Annotated in this window: 20 protein-coding genes; 9 read left to right on the plus strand and 11 right to left on the minus strand. The window is 69.0% G+C overall.

The genetic code is table 11. From position 1 onward, the window contains the following. Complete coding sequence (locus ACLM5J_RS06350; RefSeq protein WP_413655227.1) at positions 1 to 537, plus strand: hypothetical protein; 537 nt, start codon at positions 1 to 3, stop codon at positions 535 to 537. A 110-nt stretch (positions 538 to 647) separates the two neighbouring features. Here the strand turns inward: ACLM5J_RS06350 and ACLM5J_RS06355 are convergent, their stop codons facing one another. Further along, positions 648 to 1,259 carry a TetR/AcrR family transcriptional regulator gene (locus tag ACLM5J_RS06355; protein WP_413655228.1) on the minus strand — a complete coding sequence of 204 codons (612 nt, stop codon included), beginning with the start codon at positions 1,257 to 1,259 and terminating at the stop codon, positions 648 to 650. A gap of 26 nt (positions 1,260 to 1,285) precedes the next feature. Continuing rightward, positions 1,286 to 2,131: an LLM class F420-dependent oxidoreductase gene (locus ACLM5J_RS06360; protein WP_413655229.1), complete on the minus strand. Its 846-nt coding sequence runs from the start codon at positions 2,129 to 2,131 to the stop codon at positions 1,286 to 1,288. A gap of 55 nt (positions 2,132 to 2,186) precedes the next feature. Here ACLM5J_RS06360 and ACLM5J_RS06365 point away from each other — a divergent pair, with 55 nt between their 5' ends. Further along, on the plus strand, positions 2,187 to 3,425 hold the full coding sequence (locus ACLM5J_RS06365; protein WP_413655230.1) for a hypothetical protein: 1,239 nt from the start codon (positions 2,187 to 2,189) through the stop codon (positions 3,423 to 3,425). Positions 3,426 to 3,485: 60 nt separating this feature from the next. Here the strand turns inward: ACLM5J_RS06365 and ACLM5J_RS06370 are convergent, their stop codons facing one another. Then, positions 3,486 to 4,253: a PadR family transcriptional regulator gene (locus tag ACLM5J_RS06370; protein WP_413655231.1), complete on the minus strand. Its 768-nt coding sequence runs from the start codon at positions 4,251 to 4,253 to the stop codon at positions 3,486 to 3,488. Between the two features lie 214 nt (positions 4,254 to 4,467). On the opposite strand from ACLM5J_RS06370, the gene ACLM5J_RS06375 reads away from it, so the two are divergent. After that, entirely contained in the window at positions 4,468 to 5,127 is a 660-nt protein-coding gene (locus ACLM5J_RS06375) for a PaaI family thioesterase (RefSeq protein ID WP_413655232.1), read from the plus strand. Positions 5,128 to 5,179: 52 nt separating this feature from the next. Next, positions 5,180 to 6,457 (plus strand): glutaminase, encoded by a 1,278-nt coding sequence (locus tag ACLM5J_RS06380; protein WP_413655233.1) that lies wholly within the window; start codon positions 5,180 to 5,182, stop codon positions 6,455 to 6,457. A 30-nt stretch (positions 6,458 to 6,487) separates the two neighbouring features. On the opposite strand, the gene ACLM5J_RS06385 is transcribed toward ACLM5J_RS06380, so the two are convergent. From ACLM5J_RS06385 to trhA, 3 genes are all read right to left on the minus strand, one after another. Continuing rightward, complete coding sequence (locus tag ACLM5J_RS06385) at positions 6,488 to 8,050, minus strand: PASTA domain-containing protein (RefSeq protein WP_413655234.1); 1,563 nt, start codon at positions 8,048 to 8,050, stop codon at positions 6,488 to 6,490. After that, a complete protein-coding gene (locus ACLM5J_RS06390; RefSeq protein WP_413655235.1) occupies positions 8,047 to 8,529 on the minus strand; it encodes a SigE family RNA polymerase sigma factor in 483 nt (160 codons plus the stop codon). The genes ACLM5J_RS06385 and ACLM5J_RS06390 overlap by 4 nt, the downstream gene beginning before the upstream one ends. A 173-nt stretch (positions 8,530 to 8,702) precedes the next feature. Then, on the minus strand, positions 8,703 to 9,443 hold the full coding sequence (gene trhA / locus ACLM5J_RS06395) for a PAQR family membrane homeostasis protein TrhA (RefSeq protein ID WP_413655236.1): 741 nt from the start codon (positions 9,441 to 9,443) through the stop codon (positions 8,703 to 8,705). 83 nt (positions 9,444 to 9,526) lie between these two features. Between trhA and ACLM5J_RS06400 the strand changes: the two genes are divergently transcribed. The 4 genes from ACLM5J_RS06400 (at position 9,527) to ACLM5J_RS06415 (ending at position 13,988) form a co-directional block, all read left to right on the plus strand. Next, on the plus strand, positions 9,527 to 10,303 hold the full coding sequence (locus ACLM5J_RS06400) for an isoprenyl transferase (RefSeq protein WP_413655237.1): 777 nt from the start codon (positions 9,527 to 9,529) through the stop codon (positions 10,301 to 10,303). Positions 10,304 to 10,429: 126 nt separating this feature from the next. Further along, the gene (locus tag ACLM5J_RS06405) at positions 10,430 to 11,350 is read left to right on the plus strand and encodes an aminoglycoside phosphotransferase family protein (protein WP_413655238.1); all 921 of its coding nucleotides are present in this window, start codon (positions 10,430 to 10,432) and stop codon (positions 11,348 to 11,350) included. 406 nt (positions 11,351 to 11,756) lie between these two features. Then, positions 11,757 to 13,079 (plus strand): PhoH family protein, encoded by a 1,323-nt coding sequence (locus ACLM5J_RS06410; protein WP_413655239.1) that lies wholly within the window; start codon positions 11,757 to 11,759, stop codon positions 13,077 to 13,079. A 243-nt stretch (positions 13,080 to 13,322) separates the two neighbouring features. After that, on the plus strand, positions 13,323 to 13,988 hold the full coding sequence (locus ACLM5J_RS06415) for a lytic transglycosylase domain-containing protein (protein ID WP_413655240.1): 666 nt from the start codon (positions 13,323 to 13,325) through the stop codon (positions 13,986 to 13,988). A gap of 52 nt (positions 13,989 to 14,040) precedes the next feature. Here ACLM5J_RS06415 and ACLM5J_RS06420 read toward each other — a convergent pair whose 3' ends face one another. After that, a complete protein-coding gene (locus ACLM5J_RS06420) occupies positions 14,041 to 14,733 on the minus strand; it encodes a class I SAM-dependent methyltransferase (protein WP_413655241.1) in 693 nt (230 codons plus the stop codon). 79 nt (positions 14,734 to 14,812) lie between these two features. On the opposite strand from ACLM5J_RS06420, the gene ACLM5J_RS06425 reads away from it, so the two are divergent. Then, positions 14,813 to 16,195, plus strand: coding sequence for a class II fumarate hydratase (locus ACLM5J_RS06425; RefSeq protein WP_413655242.1), 1,383 nt, complete (start codon positions 14,813 to 14,815; stop codon positions 16,193 to 16,195). 10 nt (positions 16,196 to 16,205) lie between these two features. On the opposite strand, the gene ACLM5J_RS06430 is transcribed toward ACLM5J_RS06425, so the two are convergent. The 4 genes from ACLM5J_RS06430 to ACLM5J_RS06445 form a co-directional block, all read right to left on the minus strand. After that, complete coding sequence (locus ACLM5J_RS06430) at positions 16,206 to 16,886, minus strand: hypothetical protein (protein ID WP_413655243.1); 681 nt, start codon at positions 16,884 to 16,886, stop codon at positions 16,206 to 16,208. 41 nt (positions 16,887 to 16,927) lie between these two features. Further along, entirely contained in the window at positions 16,928 to 17,242 is a 315-nt protein-coding gene (locus ACLM5J_RS06435; RefSeq protein WP_413655244.1) for a zf-TFIIB domain-containing protein, read from the minus strand. 90 nt (positions 17,243 to 17,332) lie between these two features. After that, positions 17,333 to 17,680, minus strand: coding sequence for a DUF6907 domain-containing protein (locus tag ACLM5J_RS06440; RefSeq protein WP_413655245.1), 348 nt, complete (start codon positions 17,678 to 17,680; stop codon positions 17,333 to 17,335). Positions 17,681 to 17,770: 90 nt separating this feature from the next. Next, on the minus strand, positions 17,771 to 18,805 hold the full coding sequence (locus tag ACLM5J_RS06445; protein ID WP_413655246.1) for an MBL fold metallo-hydrolase: 1,035 nt from the start codon (positions 18,803 to 18,805) through the stop codon (positions 17,771 to 17,773). Positions 18,806 to 18,851 lie beyond the last annotated feature (46 nt).

The raw sequence follows: 18,851 nt of genomic DNA on the forward strand, positions 1-18,851 counted from the left end.
ATGACCACGACGAGCCTGCCCCGCGCCGGGACCCGCGACCGCTCCGGTGTCGCTCCCTTGATGAACAACCACTACCAACTGCTGCAGATGGTCCTCTTCTGGGCCGGTGCGATCCTGCTGCCGCTGGGCCTGGTGGTGATCGCCTTCGGTTGGTACGGCGCAGCCAATACGCCGTACCAGCACGAGCAGTTGTCGTACCTGGTCTCCGGCGGTCTTTTCGGTCTCGGCCTCACCTTCGTCGGTGGGTTCCTCTACTTCGGTGCCTGGTTGGCACGGATCGCTGCCGACCAGCGCGAGTCCGCCAAGCGTTTGGCCGACACGCTGCTGGTTCTGGCCGACGTCACGTCGCGGGCGGCCGCGCTCGACCCCCAAGGGGAGGACCTCGGCGCGCTGCAGGTGACGGTCGGCGAGGGTGACACGGTGCACCGCCGGGACTGCCAACTGATCGCACACCGCTCCGACCTGGTGCCGCTCGGCGCGCGCACCGATGCGCTCACCCTGTGCCGGGTCTGCCGCCCCGACGCCCGTCGCGCCTGACCCTCGAGGGTGAACCAATAGCCCCGAAGGCGCACAAATAGCCACTGAAGGGGCAGTAACAGCCCCCGAAGGTGCGGCAACTGACCGGTCGCGCCGCATCCAGCGCCGGGCTACGCCAGGTAGAGCGAGAGCGCGTCGACCAAGCCCTGCTTGGCGGCGTCGGTGTCCGCGTAGGAGCTGAAGTACTGCTCCTCGCGGACGCCGCGAATCGCGCCGGGCAGCAGCGCGCGGACCCGGGCCAGGCGGTCACGGTCGACGTCGAGCCCCTCGAAGGCGGCCTCGCACATCGCGGTCCATTCGCCGTCCCAGTTGGCGATCGCAGCAGCGGTCTTCGGGTACTGGCTCTCCAACTCCCCACGCTCACGGGGCAGAGCCTTGCGCAGGTTGTAGAGCGCCTTCTGCCCGGGCAGGTCGAGGGAGGCCCACATCGCGGCGACCACGGCGGAGACCCGGCCGGCGACGTCGGAGCTCTCGGTGACGGTCTCGAAGACCGGGCCGCGGTGTTCCGCCACGTACTCCAGGACGCCGGCCCACAGGCCGTCGGCGTCGCCGAACTGGTGTTGCACGGTTCCCCAGGTGACACCTGCTTCGCGTGCGATCAGGTTGGCACTGACGGCCTCGGGGCCGCCCTGTGCCAGGACGGAGAGCGCGACCTTGAGGAGGTGGCGACGGGTCTCCAGACCTCGACGGTTGAGTCGGGTCCCTTTCGCGCTGAGCGTCACGCCGCGATTCTACGGCCAGCGATCGGTTAGAGCTTCAATCGCTCGCCCAGCCGGCCGATCGCGCCGGCCGCCTCGTCGGCGCTCTTGTCGGGGATGCCCCAGATCAGGTCGGTGACGCCGGCGTCGGCCCAGGCCGCAAGGTCGTCGGGGGAGGGGCGCATGGTGATCAGCACGTGGATCTGCGGTGCGCCCGCGCGTCCGGCGTCGGCCCAGGCTCGGTGCAGGTGTCGGCAGCGTTCGGCGATCTCGGTCTCGATCGGGGTGGTCATCCAGCCGTCTGCGTTGGCGGCGATCCAGGCGAAGGTCTTCGGGCCTGCGCCTGCGCCGATCACCACGGGCAGATGGTCCTGGACCGGTTTGGGCCAGGCCCAGGAAGCGCCGAAGTTCACGAACTCGCCGGCGTAGCTGGCCTCTTCCTGGGTCCACAGCGCGCGCATCGCCTCCAGGTATTCGCGCAGCACGGTTCGCCGCTTGCCGGCGGGGACATGGTGGTCGGCCAGTTCGTCGGTGTTCCAACCGAAGCCGGCGCCGATCGTCACCCGGCCGCCCGAAAGGTGGTCGAGGGTGGCCACCGATTTGGCGAGGGTGATCGGGTCGCTCTCGACCGGGAGCGAGACGGCGGTCGAGAGCCTGATCCGCTCGGTGACGGCGGCTGCGGTCGCCAGCGATACCCACGGGTCGAGGGTGCGCAGGTACCGGTCGTCGGGCAGTGTCTCGTCGCCGGTCCCGGGGTGCGCGGCGTCGCGCTTGATCGGGATGTGGGTGTGCTCGGGGACGTAGAAGGTGTCGAAACCGGCGTCCTCTCCGGCCTTGGCGGCCCGGGCAGGGGTGATGCCGCGGTCGCTGGTGAAGAGCACAAGGCCGTTACGCATAAGGCGATCCGATCTCAAGACGGGGCGTTGACTTGCAATTATCATAGGGGTCACTATGGGAAATGTGGAAGAGCGATCTCGCTATGCAGCCCTGAGCCGTGACGAACTGGCGCGCCTGGTCCCCGAGTTGCTGTTGATCGGGCAACTCATCGACCGGTCCGGGATGGCCTGGTGCATCGGCGCATTCGGACGCGACGAGATGGCGCAGGTCGCCATCGACGAGTGGGCGGCCGCCTCGCCGATCTACACCCGACGGATGCAGCGCGCGCTCGGTTACGCCGGTGACGACGTGGTCACCATCTTCAAGGGCCTGCAGCTCGACATCGGCGCACCGCCCCAGTTCATGGATTTCCGTTACACCGTTGACGATCCGAACCATGGCGCGTTCCACCTCGACCACTGTGGTGCATTGATGGACGTGGAGCCGATGGGCGCCGAGTACGTCCGCGCGATGTGCCACGACATCGAGGACCCGACCTTCGATGCGACGGCCGTAGCCACCAACCCGCATGCCCAGGTGCGGCCCATCCATCGGCCGCCGCGGGTGCCGAGCGACCGCTCGCCGCACTGTGCCTGGACGGTGATCATCGACCCGGGCCATCCGCCGGTAGAGGCGACTGCGGAGTGTCTACGCAACGCCGAATCCCAAGCTGCGTTGGTGGAGCTCGCTCCGATCGCAGGTGAGGGCGAGGGGCGTCATGACTATGCGGGCCCGCTGTTGGCGGACCTCGACTTCGCGGAGTTCTCGCACTCGGCGTTGGTCCGGATCGCCGACGAGGTCTGCCTGCAGATGCACCTGCTCTTCAACGGGTTCCGGATGGCGGTCGCCAAGCGGCTGCCCGATGCGCCTGCCGATGCCGAGCGGCTGGCACTGCGCACGTTGATCGGCATCGCCGGCATCGCCTCGGAGCGGATCATGCGTGCGGTCGACGTTCCGCGGACGCCCGACGGCGCCGTCGAGCTGTTGCTGCTGCATCCGATCTTCAACCCGGCCGCCTATGTCACCGCCTCAGGGGCAGGGGACCGGCTCGAGGTGCGGCCCGGCCCGGCGCACCTCGACGGAGCGTGGATCTCCCTCTGTGGGCCCGAGGAACTGCGGCCGCTTCAAGCTGCGGTCCGAGCGCTCGACGCGAGCTTCGATGTCACGATCACGGGGATGGCTGACTCGTTCGCCGTGCAGGTGACGCGGGGCGAGGGGGCGAAGGAGTTCGACGAGGTGGCGGTGACCCGGATCAGCACCGGGGCGAGCTTCGTCTTCCAACCCCGTAAGGCGCTTCCGCTCTATCCCGTCTGAGTCCAGTCTGCCGGGAACAGCAGAACGGGCCACGCCGGTCGGCGTGGCCCGTTCCTGTGTTCAGTCCTGCTGGGTTGCCTCATCGCCGTCGGCGAGGATGCCGTAGAGGCGACGGCGTGCGTCGCTGAGCACCTCGACGGCGGCATGCCGCTGGGCGGCGGAACCGGTTGCTGCGATCTGCCAGACGGCGGAGATCACCTGGCCCACTTGGGCTTTGGCGCTGGCGAACTCGTCGGCCGGCTGCTCGGGCTCGGCGTCGAAGGGTGCCCAGACGGCGGCCAGTTCGGCCTCGTGCTCGGCGCACCAGGCAACACCTTCCTCCGTCAGCCGGAGGGCGCGCCGTCCGGCGCCTTCGTCGAGGTCGATCAGGCCTTCGTCCTGCAGTTGTTGGATGGTCGGGTAGACCGAGCCCGGGCTGGGGCGCCAGGCGTCCCCGCTCCGTTCGGCTATCTGGCCGATCACCTGATACCCGTTGATCGGTTGCTCGGAGCTGCGCAGGACATCGAGGATCGCGGCGCGGACGTCGCCGCGTCGGACCTTGGGGCCCGGCCGTCCGCCGCGACCGCGGCCACGCGGCCGCGGGGCGCCGAACAGCTCGGAGAGCCAGGGCGGTGGGCCGACCGGTCCGAAGGCGCCGCCGAAGCCTGCGCCGAAGTCGAAACCGGCGTCGTGTCCGGGGCCACGACCTCGGCGTCCGCCGTGGCCGTGTTCCCCGTGTTCGCCGGGGCCGCCGCGGTGGGCGTCTCCCGGGTGGGGGCCAGGGCCGCGTCCGGGGCCGCGACGACGTCGGGGGCCGGTGAATTCGTTGAACTCTGAGAAGTTGTTCATGGGGTGCTCTCTTTCGAGTCTGAGTATCGCGACCACTTCGCGATATATCGTTAACGTACGCCGATAGTTCGCGTAATTCAAGCCGTGGGTCGAGCCGCTGTGTGCTGACAACCCGTCCGGCCAGCGAGACCCGGTGCGCGACCCGAAGTGCGGACAGGCGAAAGTGACCCTTGTTCCTCGTGATGGACGAGACCCGAGTAGGCCGGAGACCAAGGTGAGCAGCGAGCAGCGTCCTGTTTGGCACAAACGCGTCAACGAGTCGGTGACCGCTGACGAACTCGCTGAGCGGGCCGCGTTGTGGGGACCGCTCGGCGACGAGCTCCGCGACTTGGTCGACACCGCGATCCTCAGCGAGGTCGAAGCAGACGAGATCACCGCGGCCCGCGAACACATCCGTGCCGCACGGGAGTTGCTGGGCGCCAAGGCGGACACGGGATCCTTCGGGATGCACCTCAATGACGACGGCCTCGCCTGGAACTGGGGCAACGCCGCCACCGGCCTGAAGAACGCCGTCGCCCCGCCGCTGCGCGAGATCCCCGTCGCGGAAGGCGTCCGCTACGAGGCCGATTTCGGTGCCGCCTACGAAGGTCCGCCCGGCTGCCTGCACGGTGGCTGGGTCGCGTTGGTCCTCGACCATGCCAGCGGTCGAGCCGCCCACGTGATGGGCAACGGCCCGACCTTCACCGGCACGCTCACCGTCCGCTACCTGCAACCGACCCGGCTGGGCCCGGTCGTGGCCAAGGCCTGGGTCGAGTCGCGCACGCCCACCAAGTTCATCGTCAAGTGCACGCTGAGCACCGAGGACGGCGTCACCGCCGAGAGCGAAGGCGTCTTCGTCCTCGCACGGTGGGCGCGCAAACCCACCGAGGGCTGACCCACGCACCACTACGGTGGACGGGACCTGGCTGCGATTCGAGGAGAAGCCGATGAAGTCCCCGATCCCGGACTACCTGGCCGAGGTGCTCGGCGATAGTGCTCATGCGGTGGAGGGCGCCGTCGCCGACTACATCCCGGAGTTGGCGAAGGCTGATCCGGACCGGTTCGGAGTGGCGCTCTCCACGGTCGATGGGGTCGTCTATGCGGCCGGTGACGCCGACGTCGAGTTCAGCATCCAGTCGATCTCGAAGCCGTTCGTCTATGCGCTGGCGCTCGCAGACCGGGGGCTGGACGGCGTCCTGGCCAAGGTCGGCGTCGAGCCGAGCGGGGACGCCTTCAACGAGCTGTCGCTGGAGCCCGGCACCGGGCGCCCGCGCAACCCGATGATCAACGCCGGGGCGATCGCCACCCATGCGCTCGCCGGCATGGCGGGGTGGGGCGCCGCCGAGCGGATGGAACGGGTGGTCGCCGGTCTCTCTGAGTTCGCCGGCCGCCCGCTGCGCGTCGATGAGGCCGTCTGCGCCTCGGAGCTGGAGACGGCACACCGCAACCTGGCGCTTGCGCACATGCTCCGCAGCTACCAGATCCTCGACGAGGAGCCGACCGCCGTCGTCGAGGGCTACACCCGGCAGTGCTCACTGCTGGTCACGACGCGAGACCTGGCGGTGATGGCCGCGACGTTGGCGAACGGCGGTCGACAGCCGGTGACCGGACGCCAGGTCATCTCGCCGCGGGTGGCGCGCCAGGTGCTCAGCGTGATGACGACCTGCGGGATGTACGACGCGGCCGGGGACTGGGTGACCACGGTGGGGATCCCCGCCAAGAGCGGTGTCGCGGGCGGGCTGATCGGGGCGCTGCCGGGACAGGTGGGGGTGGCTACCTTCTCGCCGAGGCTCGACGTGCACGGCAACAGCGTGCGTGGCGTCCATCTGTTCGGCCGGATGTCGGAGGACATGGGGCTGCACCTGATGGACGTGCCGGCGCCGAGTCGTTCGGTGCTCCGCAAGGTCCGCACCTTCGACGACGGTCACAGCACCGCGATCGTCTTCCAACTCCAAGGGTCGTTGGGTTTCACCACCGCAGAGGTGGTGGTCCGGGCGGTGGTGGAGTCGACCGAGAGGACCGATCGGGTGATCTTCGACATCGAACGCCTGCAGTCTGTGGATCGGGTGGGGCGGGTGATGCTGCTGGAGGTGGTCCGCAGACTCTCCCTGGATGGCCGCGAGGTGCTCTTCCTCGATCCGGACGGCGTGGTCCCCGACCCCGTGCCCGGCGACGGCGGTGCGGTGCGGGTGGTCCGGACCCGCGAGGAGCTGCGGGCCCGCTGACCATCACCCCCGCGCCTGGCTGAGGGGCGACTACTGCGGCGGCGCATAGTCGACGCCGGTGATGGCGCCGGCCTTGTCGACCCAGACGGTGACGTCCCACTGCTGGTTGCAGGGCAGTGACGACGGCGGGTAGAGGTGGATCCGGGTGGCGTCGTAGAAGCCATCGGGAAGGCCGCCCAGGTCGGCGGTGCAGTCCATCAAGAAGTGGCCGTCGTCGAGCTCGGGCACGTTGTCGGTGTCCCAGCGGCGCTGGATCTTGCCGTCGGTGTCGGCCAATGCGTCGAGCGCGGTGGGGCAGAACGAGAGGGCCGGCGCACAGGTCCGCCAGTTGTTCCGGTCCGCAGCCTCGGTGCCGCTCAGAGTCGCCGACTCCGCGTATCCGCGCATCAGGACGACTTCGTCGGCGAAGGCTGGCGCTGACCCGCCGCGGGCCCAGGCGAGTAGGTCGGTCGCAGCCTTGGTCAGGCCGGCGCAGTTGGCACCGCGAGGCTCTTCTTCGAAGGTGACGCTGACGACGCCGCCGATCGCCTGGGACCTGCCGGCCTTGGGCTGCTGACTGGCGGCGCCGACGCGAGGTTCGCAGCGCATCTCGGTGGAGTCCTGTACCGCGAAGCCGGCCGCGATCACCGCCTCCTGGGCGGCGTCCTTGCTGAGGCCGCGGACGTCGGGGACCGGCGCGGTCTCGACCACGGTGGGCCGCGGACTACGCACGAAGAGCGCCACGATCTCGCCCTGGCCCCAGCGTCCGTCAGAGGTGCGGAGGACGTCGACCGCAGCGCCGCAGGCCTCGCCGGGGAGGTTCACGGCGAGCGTGGTGACCTCAAGGTCGGCTGCGGTCCCCGGTCGGGTGACCCCACACTCCGTCAACGGCGGGAGGCCGATCCGTAGTGAAAGTTCAGGGACCAGCCAAGCGTCGCCCTCCCGCTCGGGAGCGCGCACCGAGCGGAGAGCGGCGCCTACGATGCCCAGCCCGTTGCCTGACGCCCAGGTGGCCGGGTCGAGCGCCTGCTTGCGGGTCAGCGTGGACGCCCTGCCGCCGTCGACGACGACCGACACCTCTGCGTCGAACTTCAACGTCGCGTCGCGCCCCTCGGCAAGATCAAGGAGGGACCATTCATAGTCCGAAGGGAGTATCGCGCAGTCCATCGCCGGCCCGGGGCCCCTGGAGACGGTGAGATTGACCGGCCCCGTCGGCACGATCCCGACGCTGGGGTTGCTCTCGATCACCCGGCCGGCGGGGTAGAGGCAGCTGTACTTCTCGGTGATCTGCTCGGTGAGACCCTCGGTTCGGAGCAGCTCAGTGGCGTCGTCGGTAGGCATGCCGAAGAGTGACGGAACGCTGCCCGCGGGTAACTCATTGCGTGCACTCGGGGTGTTCGACGGGCTGGATGCGGGCCGTCCTGCCCTCGAGCCGTCGTCGCCGCCGAGCTGCCAGGCAACCCCGGCCCCTGCGCCGATCACCACCAGGGCGGCGGCCGCAGCAAGCCACGGCGTTCGACGGGACGCTCGTTCGGGATGGACCGTAGCAGCGTCGATCTCGATCGTCTCGGCTGCTGCGTGCATCAGGCGGCGGGCTTCGTCTTCGTGGATCATCGCTGACTCCTGGTGGTGTCGAGGTCGGCGGCGAGAGCACGCAACGCACGTGACGTTCGGCTCTTCACGGTGCCGGGGGCGACGCCGAGGGCGAGCGCGGTATCGCGTTCGGTGAGGTCGGCGTAGAAGCGGAGCACCAGTACCTCGCGGTGTTCAGGGCTCATCGCGGCGAGGGCTTGGCGGACGGCGAAACCCTCGGCATGGCGTTGAGTGCCGTCGTCGACGATCGAATCGGGGAGCGTCTCGGTGGGGACCTCGCCGGACCAGCGGCGTCGCTTGGCATCGCGAAGGGTGTTCAGCAGGATCCGCTGCATGTAGGCGTCGGGTGAGTCGGCGCGCTGGACCTTGCGCCACGCGCGCAGCGCCCGGGAGAGCGCTGTCTGGACGACGTCCTCGGCGTCGGCCTCCGAGCAGCCGAGGAGGACCGCCGAGCGCACCAGCCGCGCTCTCCGGTTCGCCACATACTCGCTGAACTCCACCTGGTCTCCTTCACAGTGCCCTCAACACTCTTCAGACTGTCGAGGGTGCGGAGAAGGTTCCCACGCGTCAGTCCCGCCGAAACGTCAGGCGCACGGCCCGAACCGTCAGGTGTACGCGCCGAACCGTCAGGCGCACGCGCCGAACCGTCAGGAAGGAGGCTGGATGCGCGCGCTCAGCGCAACGAGTACGTCGCCAGCGAGACGCCGACGTAGTGGGTGATGAAGGCGACAACCGTGAAGGAGTGGAACACCTCGTGGAAGCCGAAGTACTGCGGCCACGGGTTCGGCCGCTTCAGGCCGTAGACGACGCCGCCCAGGGTGTAGAGCACGCCGCCGACGGCGACCAGCACCAGTGCGGCGATGGCGATCCCGGCCTGGTAGCGGCCGGCGCCGTCGATGAACTGCGGGATGAAGAAGACCGCGGCCCAGCCGAGTGCGATGTACATCGGCGTGTAGAGCCAGCGTGGGGCGTCGGTCCAGAAGACCCGGAAGAAGACTCCACCGAGCGCAGCGACCCAGACCACGGTGAGCAGGGTCGCCTGGGCCGCGCCGTGCAGGAAGAGCAGTGCGAACGGCGTGTAGGAGCCGGCGATCAGCACGAAGATGTTCGCGTGGTCGAAGCGGCGTAGGAACGCCCAGGTGCGGGGTGACCAGGTGCCGCGGTGGTAGACCGCCGAGACGGTGAAGAGCACCAACGCCGAGATGGTGAAGACGGTCGAACCGATCTTCGTCGTCGTGGTGGGGGAGAGCACGATCAGCACGATCCCGGCAGCCAGGATCAGCGGGGCGGAGGCCAGGTGCAGCCAGCCGCGCAGCTTGGGCTTGATCTCGGCGATCGCGTCTTCGACGTGGTCGACAAGACCTTCGAAACCGTCGCGGACAGCGTCGACTCGGGTGCGGATCATGTCGTTCATGGCGCTAACTTACCCGACCGTAGGTTGCCTGCGGCATCGTTGCGGCCCACATCACGTCGTCGGCGCCCGGCTACCATCGAGTTGTGGCGAATTGGAAGGAAGCGGTGCGGCGCACGCTCTACCCGGCGTACGAGGCGCGGATGCTGCGGACGCTGCCGACCGACGGTCTCCCCAAACACATCGGGGTGATGCTGGACGGCAACCGGCGTTGGGCGAAAGCAGTAGGCGCCGACACAGCGCACGGTCACCGGGCGGGAGCGGCGAACATCGAGCCGCTGCTCGGCTGGAGTGAGGACGTCGGGATCGAGGTGGTCACCTTGTGGCTGCTCTCCACCGACAACCTGTCGCGGCCCGCCGCCGAGCTGGAGCCGCTGCTCGGAATCATCGAGGAGGCCGTGCTCTCGCTGGCCGACCAGCGCCGCTGGCGCCTGCATCCGGTGGGTGCTCTCGACCTGCTCCCGCAGCGGACGGCCGCCCGCCTCAAAGAGGCGGAGGAGGCGACCCGCGACGTCGAGGGGATGCTGGTCAACATCGCCGTCGGCTACGGCGGACGCCAGGAGATCGCGGACGCCGTCCGGTCGATCCTGACCGAGGCCGACCGGGCCGGAACCTCCCTCGAGGAACTCGCCCGCACCATGTCGGTCGAGCTGATCAACGACCACCTCTACACCAAGGGCCAGCCCGACCCGGATCTGGTGATCCGCACGTCGGGGGAGCAGCGCCTCGGCGGTTTCCTGCTCTGGCAGAGCGCGCGCAGTGAGTTCTACTTCTGCGAGGCGCTGTGGCCCGACTTCCGCCGGGTCGACTTCCTCCGCGCGCTCCGCGCCTACGCCCAGCGGGAACGCCGCTACGGCACCTGACCCGCTCCGCTCACCGGAAGATAGTCCCTGACGAAAAGCCCCCGAAACCGCCTCAACTAGGGGCTTTCCGTTCGGCAGCGTCGCCGCAACGACGCGAACTTGCGACTTCGTGGAGGAGGTCACCAGGTGCGGATCCCAGCCGAGTTGATGGGTCGGGCGGGCCTCGGCGACCCCTGGGCGGACTGGCTCGACGGCCTACCGCGGCTGGTCGATGAGCTGATCGGCGAGTGGGAGCTCCGGGCCCAGGGGCCGGTCTGGCACGGCTACTGCTCGGTGGCGATCCCGGTTCGGACGGCGTCGGGCCAGGCTGCGGTACTCAAGGTCGCCCTGCCCGACGAGGAGTCGGAGCCCGAGGCGGTCGCGCTACAGCGCTGGCAGGGACGCGGCGCCGTCAGGTTGCTCCGTGCCGATCCCGGACGGCGGGCACTGCTGCTGGAACGGTTGTCCAGGACCGACCTGACCGACTACTGGGACCAGCAGGCCTGCGAGATCGTCGCCGGGCTCTACCCGGTGCTGCACGTGCCCGTGATGCCGCAGCTTCCTTCGCAGCGCGCGCGGGTCCGACGGTGGGCCGAGGCGTTGCGCGCTGATGCCCGCAGCGTGCCGGTGCCACGCCGGATGGTCGATCAGGCGCTCACCTTGGCGCGTGACCTCACGGCTGCGCCCGACCGGAGCGTGATCCACGGCGACCTGCACTACGCCAACGTGCTGCTCGACTCCCGCGACGGCGTCGAGCGTTGGCTCGCGATCGACCCGAAGCCGGCCAACGGCGACCCGGCCTACGAACTGGAGCCGATGCTGCGCAACCGCTTCGACGAGTACGGCGCGGGTGGTTCGGTGCGCGACGACGTCCGGCTGCGGTTCCATGCCCTGATCGACACCGCCGGCATGGACGAGGAGCGCGCGCGTGACTGGGTGATCGTGCGCAGCGTCCTGAACGCCCACTGGACCTACCAGGACGCCGTCAGTGCGGGTCGGTCGATGAACCCGGCGGAGAAGACCCAACTCACCAGAGCCATCACCTTGGCCAAGGCGGTCCAGGAGTAGCGGCACGCGAACCCGCGAATTCGCCGAGCTCTAAACCGCAGCTTCTTGCCGTTGCGCGAACGCTGCCGAACGTTTGGCCCCTCGACACGCCGATGAGAGGGGCGAAACGTCAGGGACTATCGGGGCGGAGGGCTGGGGAGAGTTCATGGATTCGCAACCTGGCGTTGTGGCGTGTCGCCGAATCCGGGCGGCGTGGCGGCGTACTTTCGAGGCGTCAGCCGGTGGGGAAGCCGGCGGATACCAGGAGGCCCGATCGTGAGCATTCACGACCCGAGTGGAGACCGTGCGGTGGCTGCCGTGCGGGCTCGGCGAGGAGGCCGGCACTCCGGTCTTCGGGTGCCGTCCCGGTCCATCTGTGTGAGCTAGGGCCGGCGCGGAGTGCTCGCTGGCTTGTGAGGGGTACCCCGTGGCTGCGAAGCGTTCCAAGAAGGCATCGGTCCGCACTTACGTCCTCGACACCAGCGTCCTGCTGGCCGACCCGGGCGCGATCCGCCGGTTCGACGAGCATGAGGTGGTGCTCCCGGTCGTGGTGATCACCGAACTCGAAGGCAAACGGCACCACCCCGAGCTGGGGTACTTCGCCCGGTCGGCGCTGCGGATGCTCGACGAGCTGCGGGTGCTGCACGGGCGGCTCGACCAACCGATCGAGATCGGTGACGCCGGCGGCAGCCTGCGCGTCGAGCTGAACCACACGAACCCCGACGCCCTGCCCAGCGGATTCCGCCTCGGCGACAACGACACCCGGATCCTCGCGGTCGCTCGCAACCTCGCCGACGAGGGCGCCGACGTCACGCTGGTCTCCAAGGACCTCCCGCTGCGGATCAAGGCGTCAGCCGTCGGCCTCGACGCCGAGGAGTACCGCGCGGAGTCGATCCACGAGTCCGACGCTGGCTGGACCGGGATGGCCGAGATCGAGGTGGCCGCGGCGGACGTCGACGAGCTCTACGAGGACGGGGTCGCGATCCTGGACCAGGCCCGGGACCTGCCGTGCCACACCGGTCTGGTCCTGCTGTCGGATCGGGGCACCGCGTTGGGTCGGGTCGGGCCGGACAAGCAGGTCCACCTGGTCCGCGGCGACCGCGAGGCGTTCGGCCTCCACGGCCGCTCCGCCGAGCAGCGGATCGCCCTCGAGATGCTGCTCGACCCGGAGGTCGGCATCGTCTCGCTCGGCGGCCGGGCCGGGACCGGCAAGTCGGCGTTGGCGCTCTGCGCGGGCCTGGAGGCGGTGATGGAGCGCCGGGCACACAAGAAGGTGGTCATCTTCCGTCCGCTCTTCGCGGTGGGCGGTCAGGAGCTCGGCTACCTGCCGGGTTCGGAGAGCGAGAAGATGTCGCCGTGGGCGCAGGCGGTCTTCGACACCTTGGGCGCCGTGACGAGCCAGGACGTGATCGACGAGATCATCGACCGGGGCATGCTCGAGGTGATGCCGCTGACCCACATCCGAGGCCGTTCGCTCCATGACGCCTTCGTGATCGTCGACGAGGCGCAGTCACTGGAGCGGAACGTGCTGCTGACGGTGCTCTCGCGGATCGGTGCGAACTCCAAGGTGGTGTTGACCCACGACGTCGCGCAGCGCGACAACCTGCGGGTCGGGCGCCATGACGGGGTGGTCGCGGTGGTCGAGAAGTTGAAGGGGCACCCGCTCTTCGCCCATGTCACCCTGACCCGCTCGGAGCGGTCGCCGATCGCTGCTTTGGTCACCGAGATGCTGGAGCACGTGACGATGTAACGCCGGTCCGACGCGCTCTGCCTCACATCCAGGCGCCACCCAAACAGGACATCTCGCCGCGGTCGCTGTGGTGAGTGAGGTCACTGTGATGGTTGTGACCAATGTGATGAATGAGGTTCCACAGATTGGGCGGTTCGGTTTGCCTGGGCTTGGATCGTGGGGCAGGGTGTCGGAGGACCGCTCGCGGCTGTGGGGACGTCGAGTCGAGGGGTCGCCCCTGTAGTCGAGACCCTGAGACGGCCTGTGTCCAAACACAAGAAGTACGTGCCCACGCACCGGGCTCCCGTTGCCAGCGCGCCCAAGCGGGTCGTGCGCAACACCCTGGTCTTCTCCACCATCGCGGTTGCCGCAACCGGCACCGCTGTTGCTGCAGGTGTGGCGGGCGACAGCCCCGCATCGGGCAACTTCGACAACGTCTCGGCCAACCTGTCCGCGGGCGTGGCAGCCAGCACGGGTGAGGCTCCCGACGCTGCGGCGATCGCCGAGCGCCGTACCGAGCAGGTCTCCCGCTCGGACCGCCGCGACCAGGTGCCGGCAGCCACCGAGGCAGCGCTGCTCAGCGCCCAGCCCAAGGGCAACGCCATCACCCGCACCGAGGACCACTCCGACGCCGACCCGAAAGAGGTCGCCAAGGTTCTCCTCGCCGAGTTCGGCTTCGACGCCGGGCAGTTCGGTTGCTTGGACTCGCTGTGGACCCGCGAGTCGAACTGGCGCGTCAACGCCGACAACCCGACGTCGAGTGCCTACGGCATCCCGCAGGCGTTGCCCGGCTCCAAGATGGCATCCGCCGGCGCCGACTGGGCGACCAACCCGGTGACCCAGATCCGCTGGGGCCTCGGCTACATCGAGGACCGCTATGGATCGCCGTGCAGCGCGTGGGGCCACAGCCAGGCCCGCGGCTGGTACTGATCCACCGCAACGAGCCGCCTCCTGACCAGGTCAGCAGGCGGCTCTTGCCGTCTCAGCGGCAGGTGAAGAGGGTGACGTGGCCGCCGAAGCCGCGCGGTTCGGCGAACTCCGGCAGGTCCCACGCGATGTCGTCCGGCATCGTGTGCAGGTACTCCAGGGCGGCGTCCCGGTTCTCGAAGTAGGCCCGGGTATGGAAATGCTCCGCGGTGACGTCGGCGAAGTGCGGGGCCAACTGCTCCGGCCCGTTCTCGCTGGAGAAGGCGGGCTCCCATGGGCGTCCGCCCGCCTCGGTGCGGAGGTCGGCCAGATGGTCGGTGCCGACGGTGATCGCCGCGAAGACCCCGCCCGGGCGGAGCACCCGTCGGATCTCGGCGAGCGCCTGCTGACGATCCGGTACGTGGTACAGCATCCAGAGCGCGGCGACGGCGTCGAACGAGTCGTCGGCGAAGGGGAGCGCCTGGGCATCCACCACCTGGGCCTCGAGGCCGCGGTCGCGAGTCACCTGGACCATCCGCGCCGACGCGTCGGTCGCCGTCACGCGCATCGAGCCGACGGCGGCGAGCCGGGCCGCGAAGGCACCGGTTCCGCAGCCGAGTTCGAGGACGTCGGCAGCCCCCGAACGGAGGATGGCGTCGAGCGCCGCGGTAGACGGGTTGCCCTCCGGGCCCGGCTGCCAGACGGCCCGCCGGATCTCCAGACGATCCTCGGTCGCGTACTGCGTGTGCAGAGTATGGATGTCATCCATACCCAGCACCCTACGCAGCAGGGGAAGGGACGGTCCTGGTGGTGCTCGTTCCACTTGGTCGACGGCATAGCCTCGGAGCATGAGCGAGTACCGGATCGAACATGACTCCATGGGTGAGGTGCAGGTCCCGGCGGCGGCCCTGTGGCGGGCCCAGACCCAACGTGCGATCGAGAACTTTCCGATCAGCGGTACCACCTTGGAGCCGCGGCTGATCCGGGCGATGGCCCTGGTCAAGGGTGCAGCGGCCAAGGTGAACACCGACCTCGGCGTGATTGAAGCCGAGAAGGGAGCGGCGATCGAGAAGGCGGCGGCGGTGATCGCCGCCGGCGAGCACGGCGACCAGTTCCCGATCGACGTCTTCCAGACCGGCTCGGGGACCAGTTCGAACATGAACATGAATGAGGTGCTCGCCTCGCTGACCCAGGCTGCTGGCGTGGAGGTGCACCCGAACGACCATGTCAACGCCAGTCAGTCGAGCAACGACACCTTCCCGACCGCGATTCACGTGGCGGCGACGCTGGCGGTGATCGAGGATCTCCAGCCCGGCCTGCGGGTCCTGGCGACCTCGCTGGAGGCGAAGGCAGAGGAGTTCTCGGAGGTGGTGAAGTCCGGGCGTACTCACTTGATGGACGCCACGCCGGTGATGCTGGGGCAGGAGTTCGGTGGTTGGGCGGCCACGGTCCGCTACGGCTTGGAGCGGTTGGACGCGGTCCTGCCCCGCGTCGCGGAGCTGCCCCTGGGCGGGACGGCGGTCGGCACCGGGATCAACACCCCGCCCGGGTTCGCCGCAGCGGTGATCGAGGAGCTCTCAGCGCGGGGGTCGGTGACCTTCACCGAGGCTCGGAACCACTTCGAGGCCCAGGGCACCCGTGACTCGCTGGTCGAGCTCAGTGGGGTGCTGCGGACGATTGCGGTCGGGCTGACCAAGATCTGCAACGACCTGCGCTGGATGTCGAGTGGCCCGACGACCGGACTCGCGGAGATCCATCTGCCGGACCTTCAGCCCGGTTCCAGCATCATGCCGGGCAAGGTCAACCCTGTCCTGCCGGAGGCGACGCTGATGGTCTGTGCCCAGGTGATCGGCAACGATGCCGCGCTCGCCATGGGCGGTGCGGCGGGCAACTTCGAGCTCAACGTGATGATGCCGATGATGGCCCGCAACCTGCTGGAGTCGATCCGGATCCTGTCGACGTCGTCGACGCTGTTGGCCACTCGCTGTGTGGACGGCATCACCGCCGACGTCGATCGGATGCGGCGCTACGCGGAGTCCTCGCCGTCGGTGGTCACCCCGCTCAACCGATACATCGGCTATGAGGCGGCGGCGAAGGTCGCCAAGCAGGCCCTGGCCCAGGGCCACACCATCCGCGAGACCGTCCTCGCGCTCGGGTTCGTCGAACGTGGAGAACTGACCGTCGAGCAGCTCGACGAGGCGTTGGACGTCGCCTCGATGACCCACCCCTGAGGGGCCGCGGTCAGCGGCCGGTGCGGCTCACATAGAGCCAGTACGTTTCCGCGCGTTCGTTGAGCGTGATGTCGTAGGAGTGCGCGGTGCAGTTGCCGGTGGCCTCGGTCATCGCCTGGTGCAGGGCGTTGGACTCCGCGGCCGACCAGACCACGAGTACCTGTCGGGTGGCGCGGGCGGCGAGTGCGAGCAGCGGCGTCTGGTAGAGCGATCCGTTGGTGTCATGGACCAGATAGTCGGGACCGTTGTCGACGTCGAGCAGGACCAGGTCGAACGTGTCGGCGCCGGCCTCGGTGAGTACCTGGGCGACGTCGGCGGTGACCAGCTCCACGCGTTGATCAGCGAGGATCGCCGGGCCGTGGGCCAGGGTGCCGTCGCGCATCCAGCCCACCAAGCTCTCCTCGAGCTCCACGCAGGTCACCTTCTGGACGCGTTGATCGTCGAGAACCTCACGCAGCGTGAAGCCGAGACCGAGGCCGCCGACCAGGACGTGTGCGGGGTCGGTGACCTGAGCGAGCGCGACCGTTGCCAGGGCGCGCTCACTCGTGGTCTCGACGGTGTCCATCACGAAGACTCCGTTCACCCGAAGCTCCACCACGGTCGAGGCGCCCTCCGTACGACGTTCACGGAGGACGACCTCGCCGCGTGGCGACTCGGCGCGGGCGATCTCGCGATAGGCGATCTCAGACATCGAGCTGCCGCGGGGAAGGGAGCGGACTACTCACCCGGGCGTCAGTCGAACAGCTCGGAGAGCCAGCTCTCCTTGCGGCGCTTCTTGTAGTAGCCCTTGTCGTAGCCACGACTCTGATCCCGGTCGTAGCGATCGGAGTCGTAGCGGGGCTGCTCCGTGCGCGGCTGCTGGTACTGCGGCTGGGCCGACGCGGCAGGGGCCGGCGCGGCTGGGCCACCCTGGCTGAGCGAACGCTCGATGATCTTGTCGAGTTCGCCGCGGTCCAACCAGACTCCACGACAGGTCGGGCAGTAGTCGATCTCGATGCCGCTGCGTTCGCTCATCACGAGCGTCGCGCCGTCGGTGGGGCACTGCATGGGGAATCTCCTTCATCGGGCGTTGTCCGAAATCTACCGTCGCTGCCCAAGGCCGACGATGGGCGTTGAGGCCCAACTTAGCGGTGGCCATCAGCGGGCACCTGCGGCTGTCATCGAGGAGCGGGCGATGGCGACCCGTTCGGTCAGGACCCGGCTGAGTCGTGCGGCGCTCTCGAGGGAGAGGGTCAGGCTCATCTGGCCGTCGTCCGGGGTGGAGAGGTGGATCCAGTCCTCGGTGCTACCGACCTTGCGGAAGGTGGCCAGGAAGACGAGGACCTCGTCCTCGGTGTGCTGGACCGGATCTTCGGCGACCACGGTGAGGTAGCTGCCGGAACTGTCGTGGACCCGGTCCGCGACGGTGTCGTGCTCGGCGTGTTCGCTGATGCACCAGGTCGGGCAGTCGTCGTGCTGCCAGGTGGGGCGTGAAGTGGTGGTCATTGTCTTCCTCCTTGTTGGGTGTGGTTGAGGGAGACAGACGCTAGGGCGGCCCTCCGACAGTTGGGGGGAGGGCGTCGTCGGTGCTGTGGATCAGGGGCGCCACCAGGGGCTGCTGGGGAGCGCGCCGGTGACGTCGAACCGCTCGCCGGGGCGGGGGAGGGCGAGGGTGACCTCGGCTGCTTCGGCGGTGAGCCGTTCGACGGGTTCGGCCCAGGGATGGAAGGCGAGGTCGAAGGTGGCCCAGTGGATCGGCAGGAGCACGCCGCCGTGGAGGTCGCGGTGGCTGAGCAGGGCTTCGCGCGGGTCCATGTGGATGTCGGGCCAGCGGTGGTCGTAGGCGCCGATCGGGAGGATGGTCAGGTCGAAGGGGCCGTGTCGCTCGCCGATCCCGGCGAAGGCGCGGGAGTAACCGGTGTCGCCGCCGAAGAAGGTGCGATGCGTGGGGCCGGCGATCACCCAGGACGACCACAGCGAGGTGTTGTTGCGCAGCCAGCGGCCGGAGAAGTGGCGCGCCTCGGTGCAGGTGATGGTGAGGTCGGCGGTGGTGAAGCTGCCCTCCCAGTCCAGCTCGACGATCCGATCCTCCGGGACGTTCCAGGCGCGTAGATGAGCGCCGATGCCGAGGGGGACGACGAAGGGCATCGTCTGGTTCTGGGTCAACCACTCCACCGTGCGGAGATCGAGGTGGTCGTAGTGGTCGTGGGAGATCACCACGGCACTCAGTTCCGGCAGCCCCGCCAGAGCGAGCGGAACCGGGTGGTGGCGCTTGGGGCCGAGGGAGGTGAACGGGGAGACCCGGCTGCTCCAGACCGGATCGGCAAGGACCCAGTGGCCATCCACTTCTAGCAACACCGTGGCATGGCCGAGCCAGGTCGCGGAGCACGGTGCGGCGCCCTTGATGATCGACGGCGTCACCAGAGGGATCGGTGCTGACGGCTTGCCGGAGCGGCCCTTGCGGGCGAAGTCGCGGGCGAGCCGGAAGCGGCTCTCCTCCGCGAGCAACGAGGCCGGTTCGGAGTTGTGGAAGGCACCGTCACGGAACTGGGCGGACGCCGTATGGGCATCCGGGGCTGGACGTGCGCCGACGCTGCGCGGCAGGTGCGAAGGGAGCGAAAGTGGGGCCACGTCTTGATTCTTTCCCAGCCGGGCAAGCAGGCGTGGCCAGATCGGC

Origin of the sequence: Nocardioides sp. Bht2 (genome assembly GCF_047308515.1) — a bacterium.
Classification (GTDB): Bacteria; Actinomycetota; Actinomycetes; order Propionibacteriales; family Nocardioidaceae; genus Nocardioides.

Bases quoted from the DNA above. Each gene is read 5' to 3' on its own strand.
- ACLM5J_RS06360 (WP_413655229.1), bottom strand. From the start codon at position 2,131: ATGCGTAACGGCCTTGTGCTCTTCACCAGCGACCGCGGCATCACCCCT.
- ACLM5J_RS06435 (WP_413655244.1), bottom strand. From the start codon at position 17,242: ATGCAGTGCCCCACCGACGGCGCGACGCTCGTGATGAGCGAACGCAGC.
- ACLM5J_RS06380 (WP_413655233.1), top strand. From the start codon at position 5,180: ATGAAGTCCCCGATCCCGGACTACCTGGCCGAGGTGCTCGGCGATAGT.
- ACLM5J_RS06420 (WP_413655241.1), bottom strand. From the start codon at position 14,733: ATGGATGACATCCATACTCTGCACACGCAGTACGCGACCGAGGATCGT.
- ACLM5J_RS06350 (WP_413655227.1), top strand. From the start codon at position 1: ATGACCACGACGAGCCTGCCCCGCGCCGGGACCCGCGACCGCTCCGGT.
- ACLM5J_RS06440 (WP_413655245.1), bottom strand. From the start codon at position 17,680: ATGACCACCACTTCACGCCCCACCTGGCAGCACGACGACTGCCCGACC.
- ACLM5J_RS06385 (WP_413655234.1), bottom strand. From the start codon at position 8,050: ATGATCCACGAAGACGAAGCCCGCCGCCTGATGCACGCAGCAGCCGAG.
- ACLM5J_RS06365 (WP_413655230.1), top strand. From the start codon at position 2,187: ATGGGAAATGTGGAAGAGCGATCTCGCTATGCAGCCCTGAGCCGTGAC.
- ACLM5J_RS06430 (WP_413655243.1), bottom strand. From the start codon at position 16,886: ATGTCTGAGATCGCCTATCGCGAGATCGCCCGCGCCGAGTCGCCACGC.
- ACLM5J_RS06425 (WP_413655242.1), top strand. From the start codon at position 14,813: ATGAGCGAGTACCGGATCGAACATGACTCCATGGGTGAGGTGCAGGTC.
- ACLM5J_RS06370 (WP_413655231.1), bottom strand. From the start codon at position 4,253: ATGAACAACTTCTCAGAGTTCAACGAATTCACCGGCCCCCGACGTCGT.
- trhA (WP_413655236.1), bottom strand. From the start codon at position 9,443: ATGAACGACATGATCCGCACCCGAGTCGACGCTGTCCGCGACGGTTTC.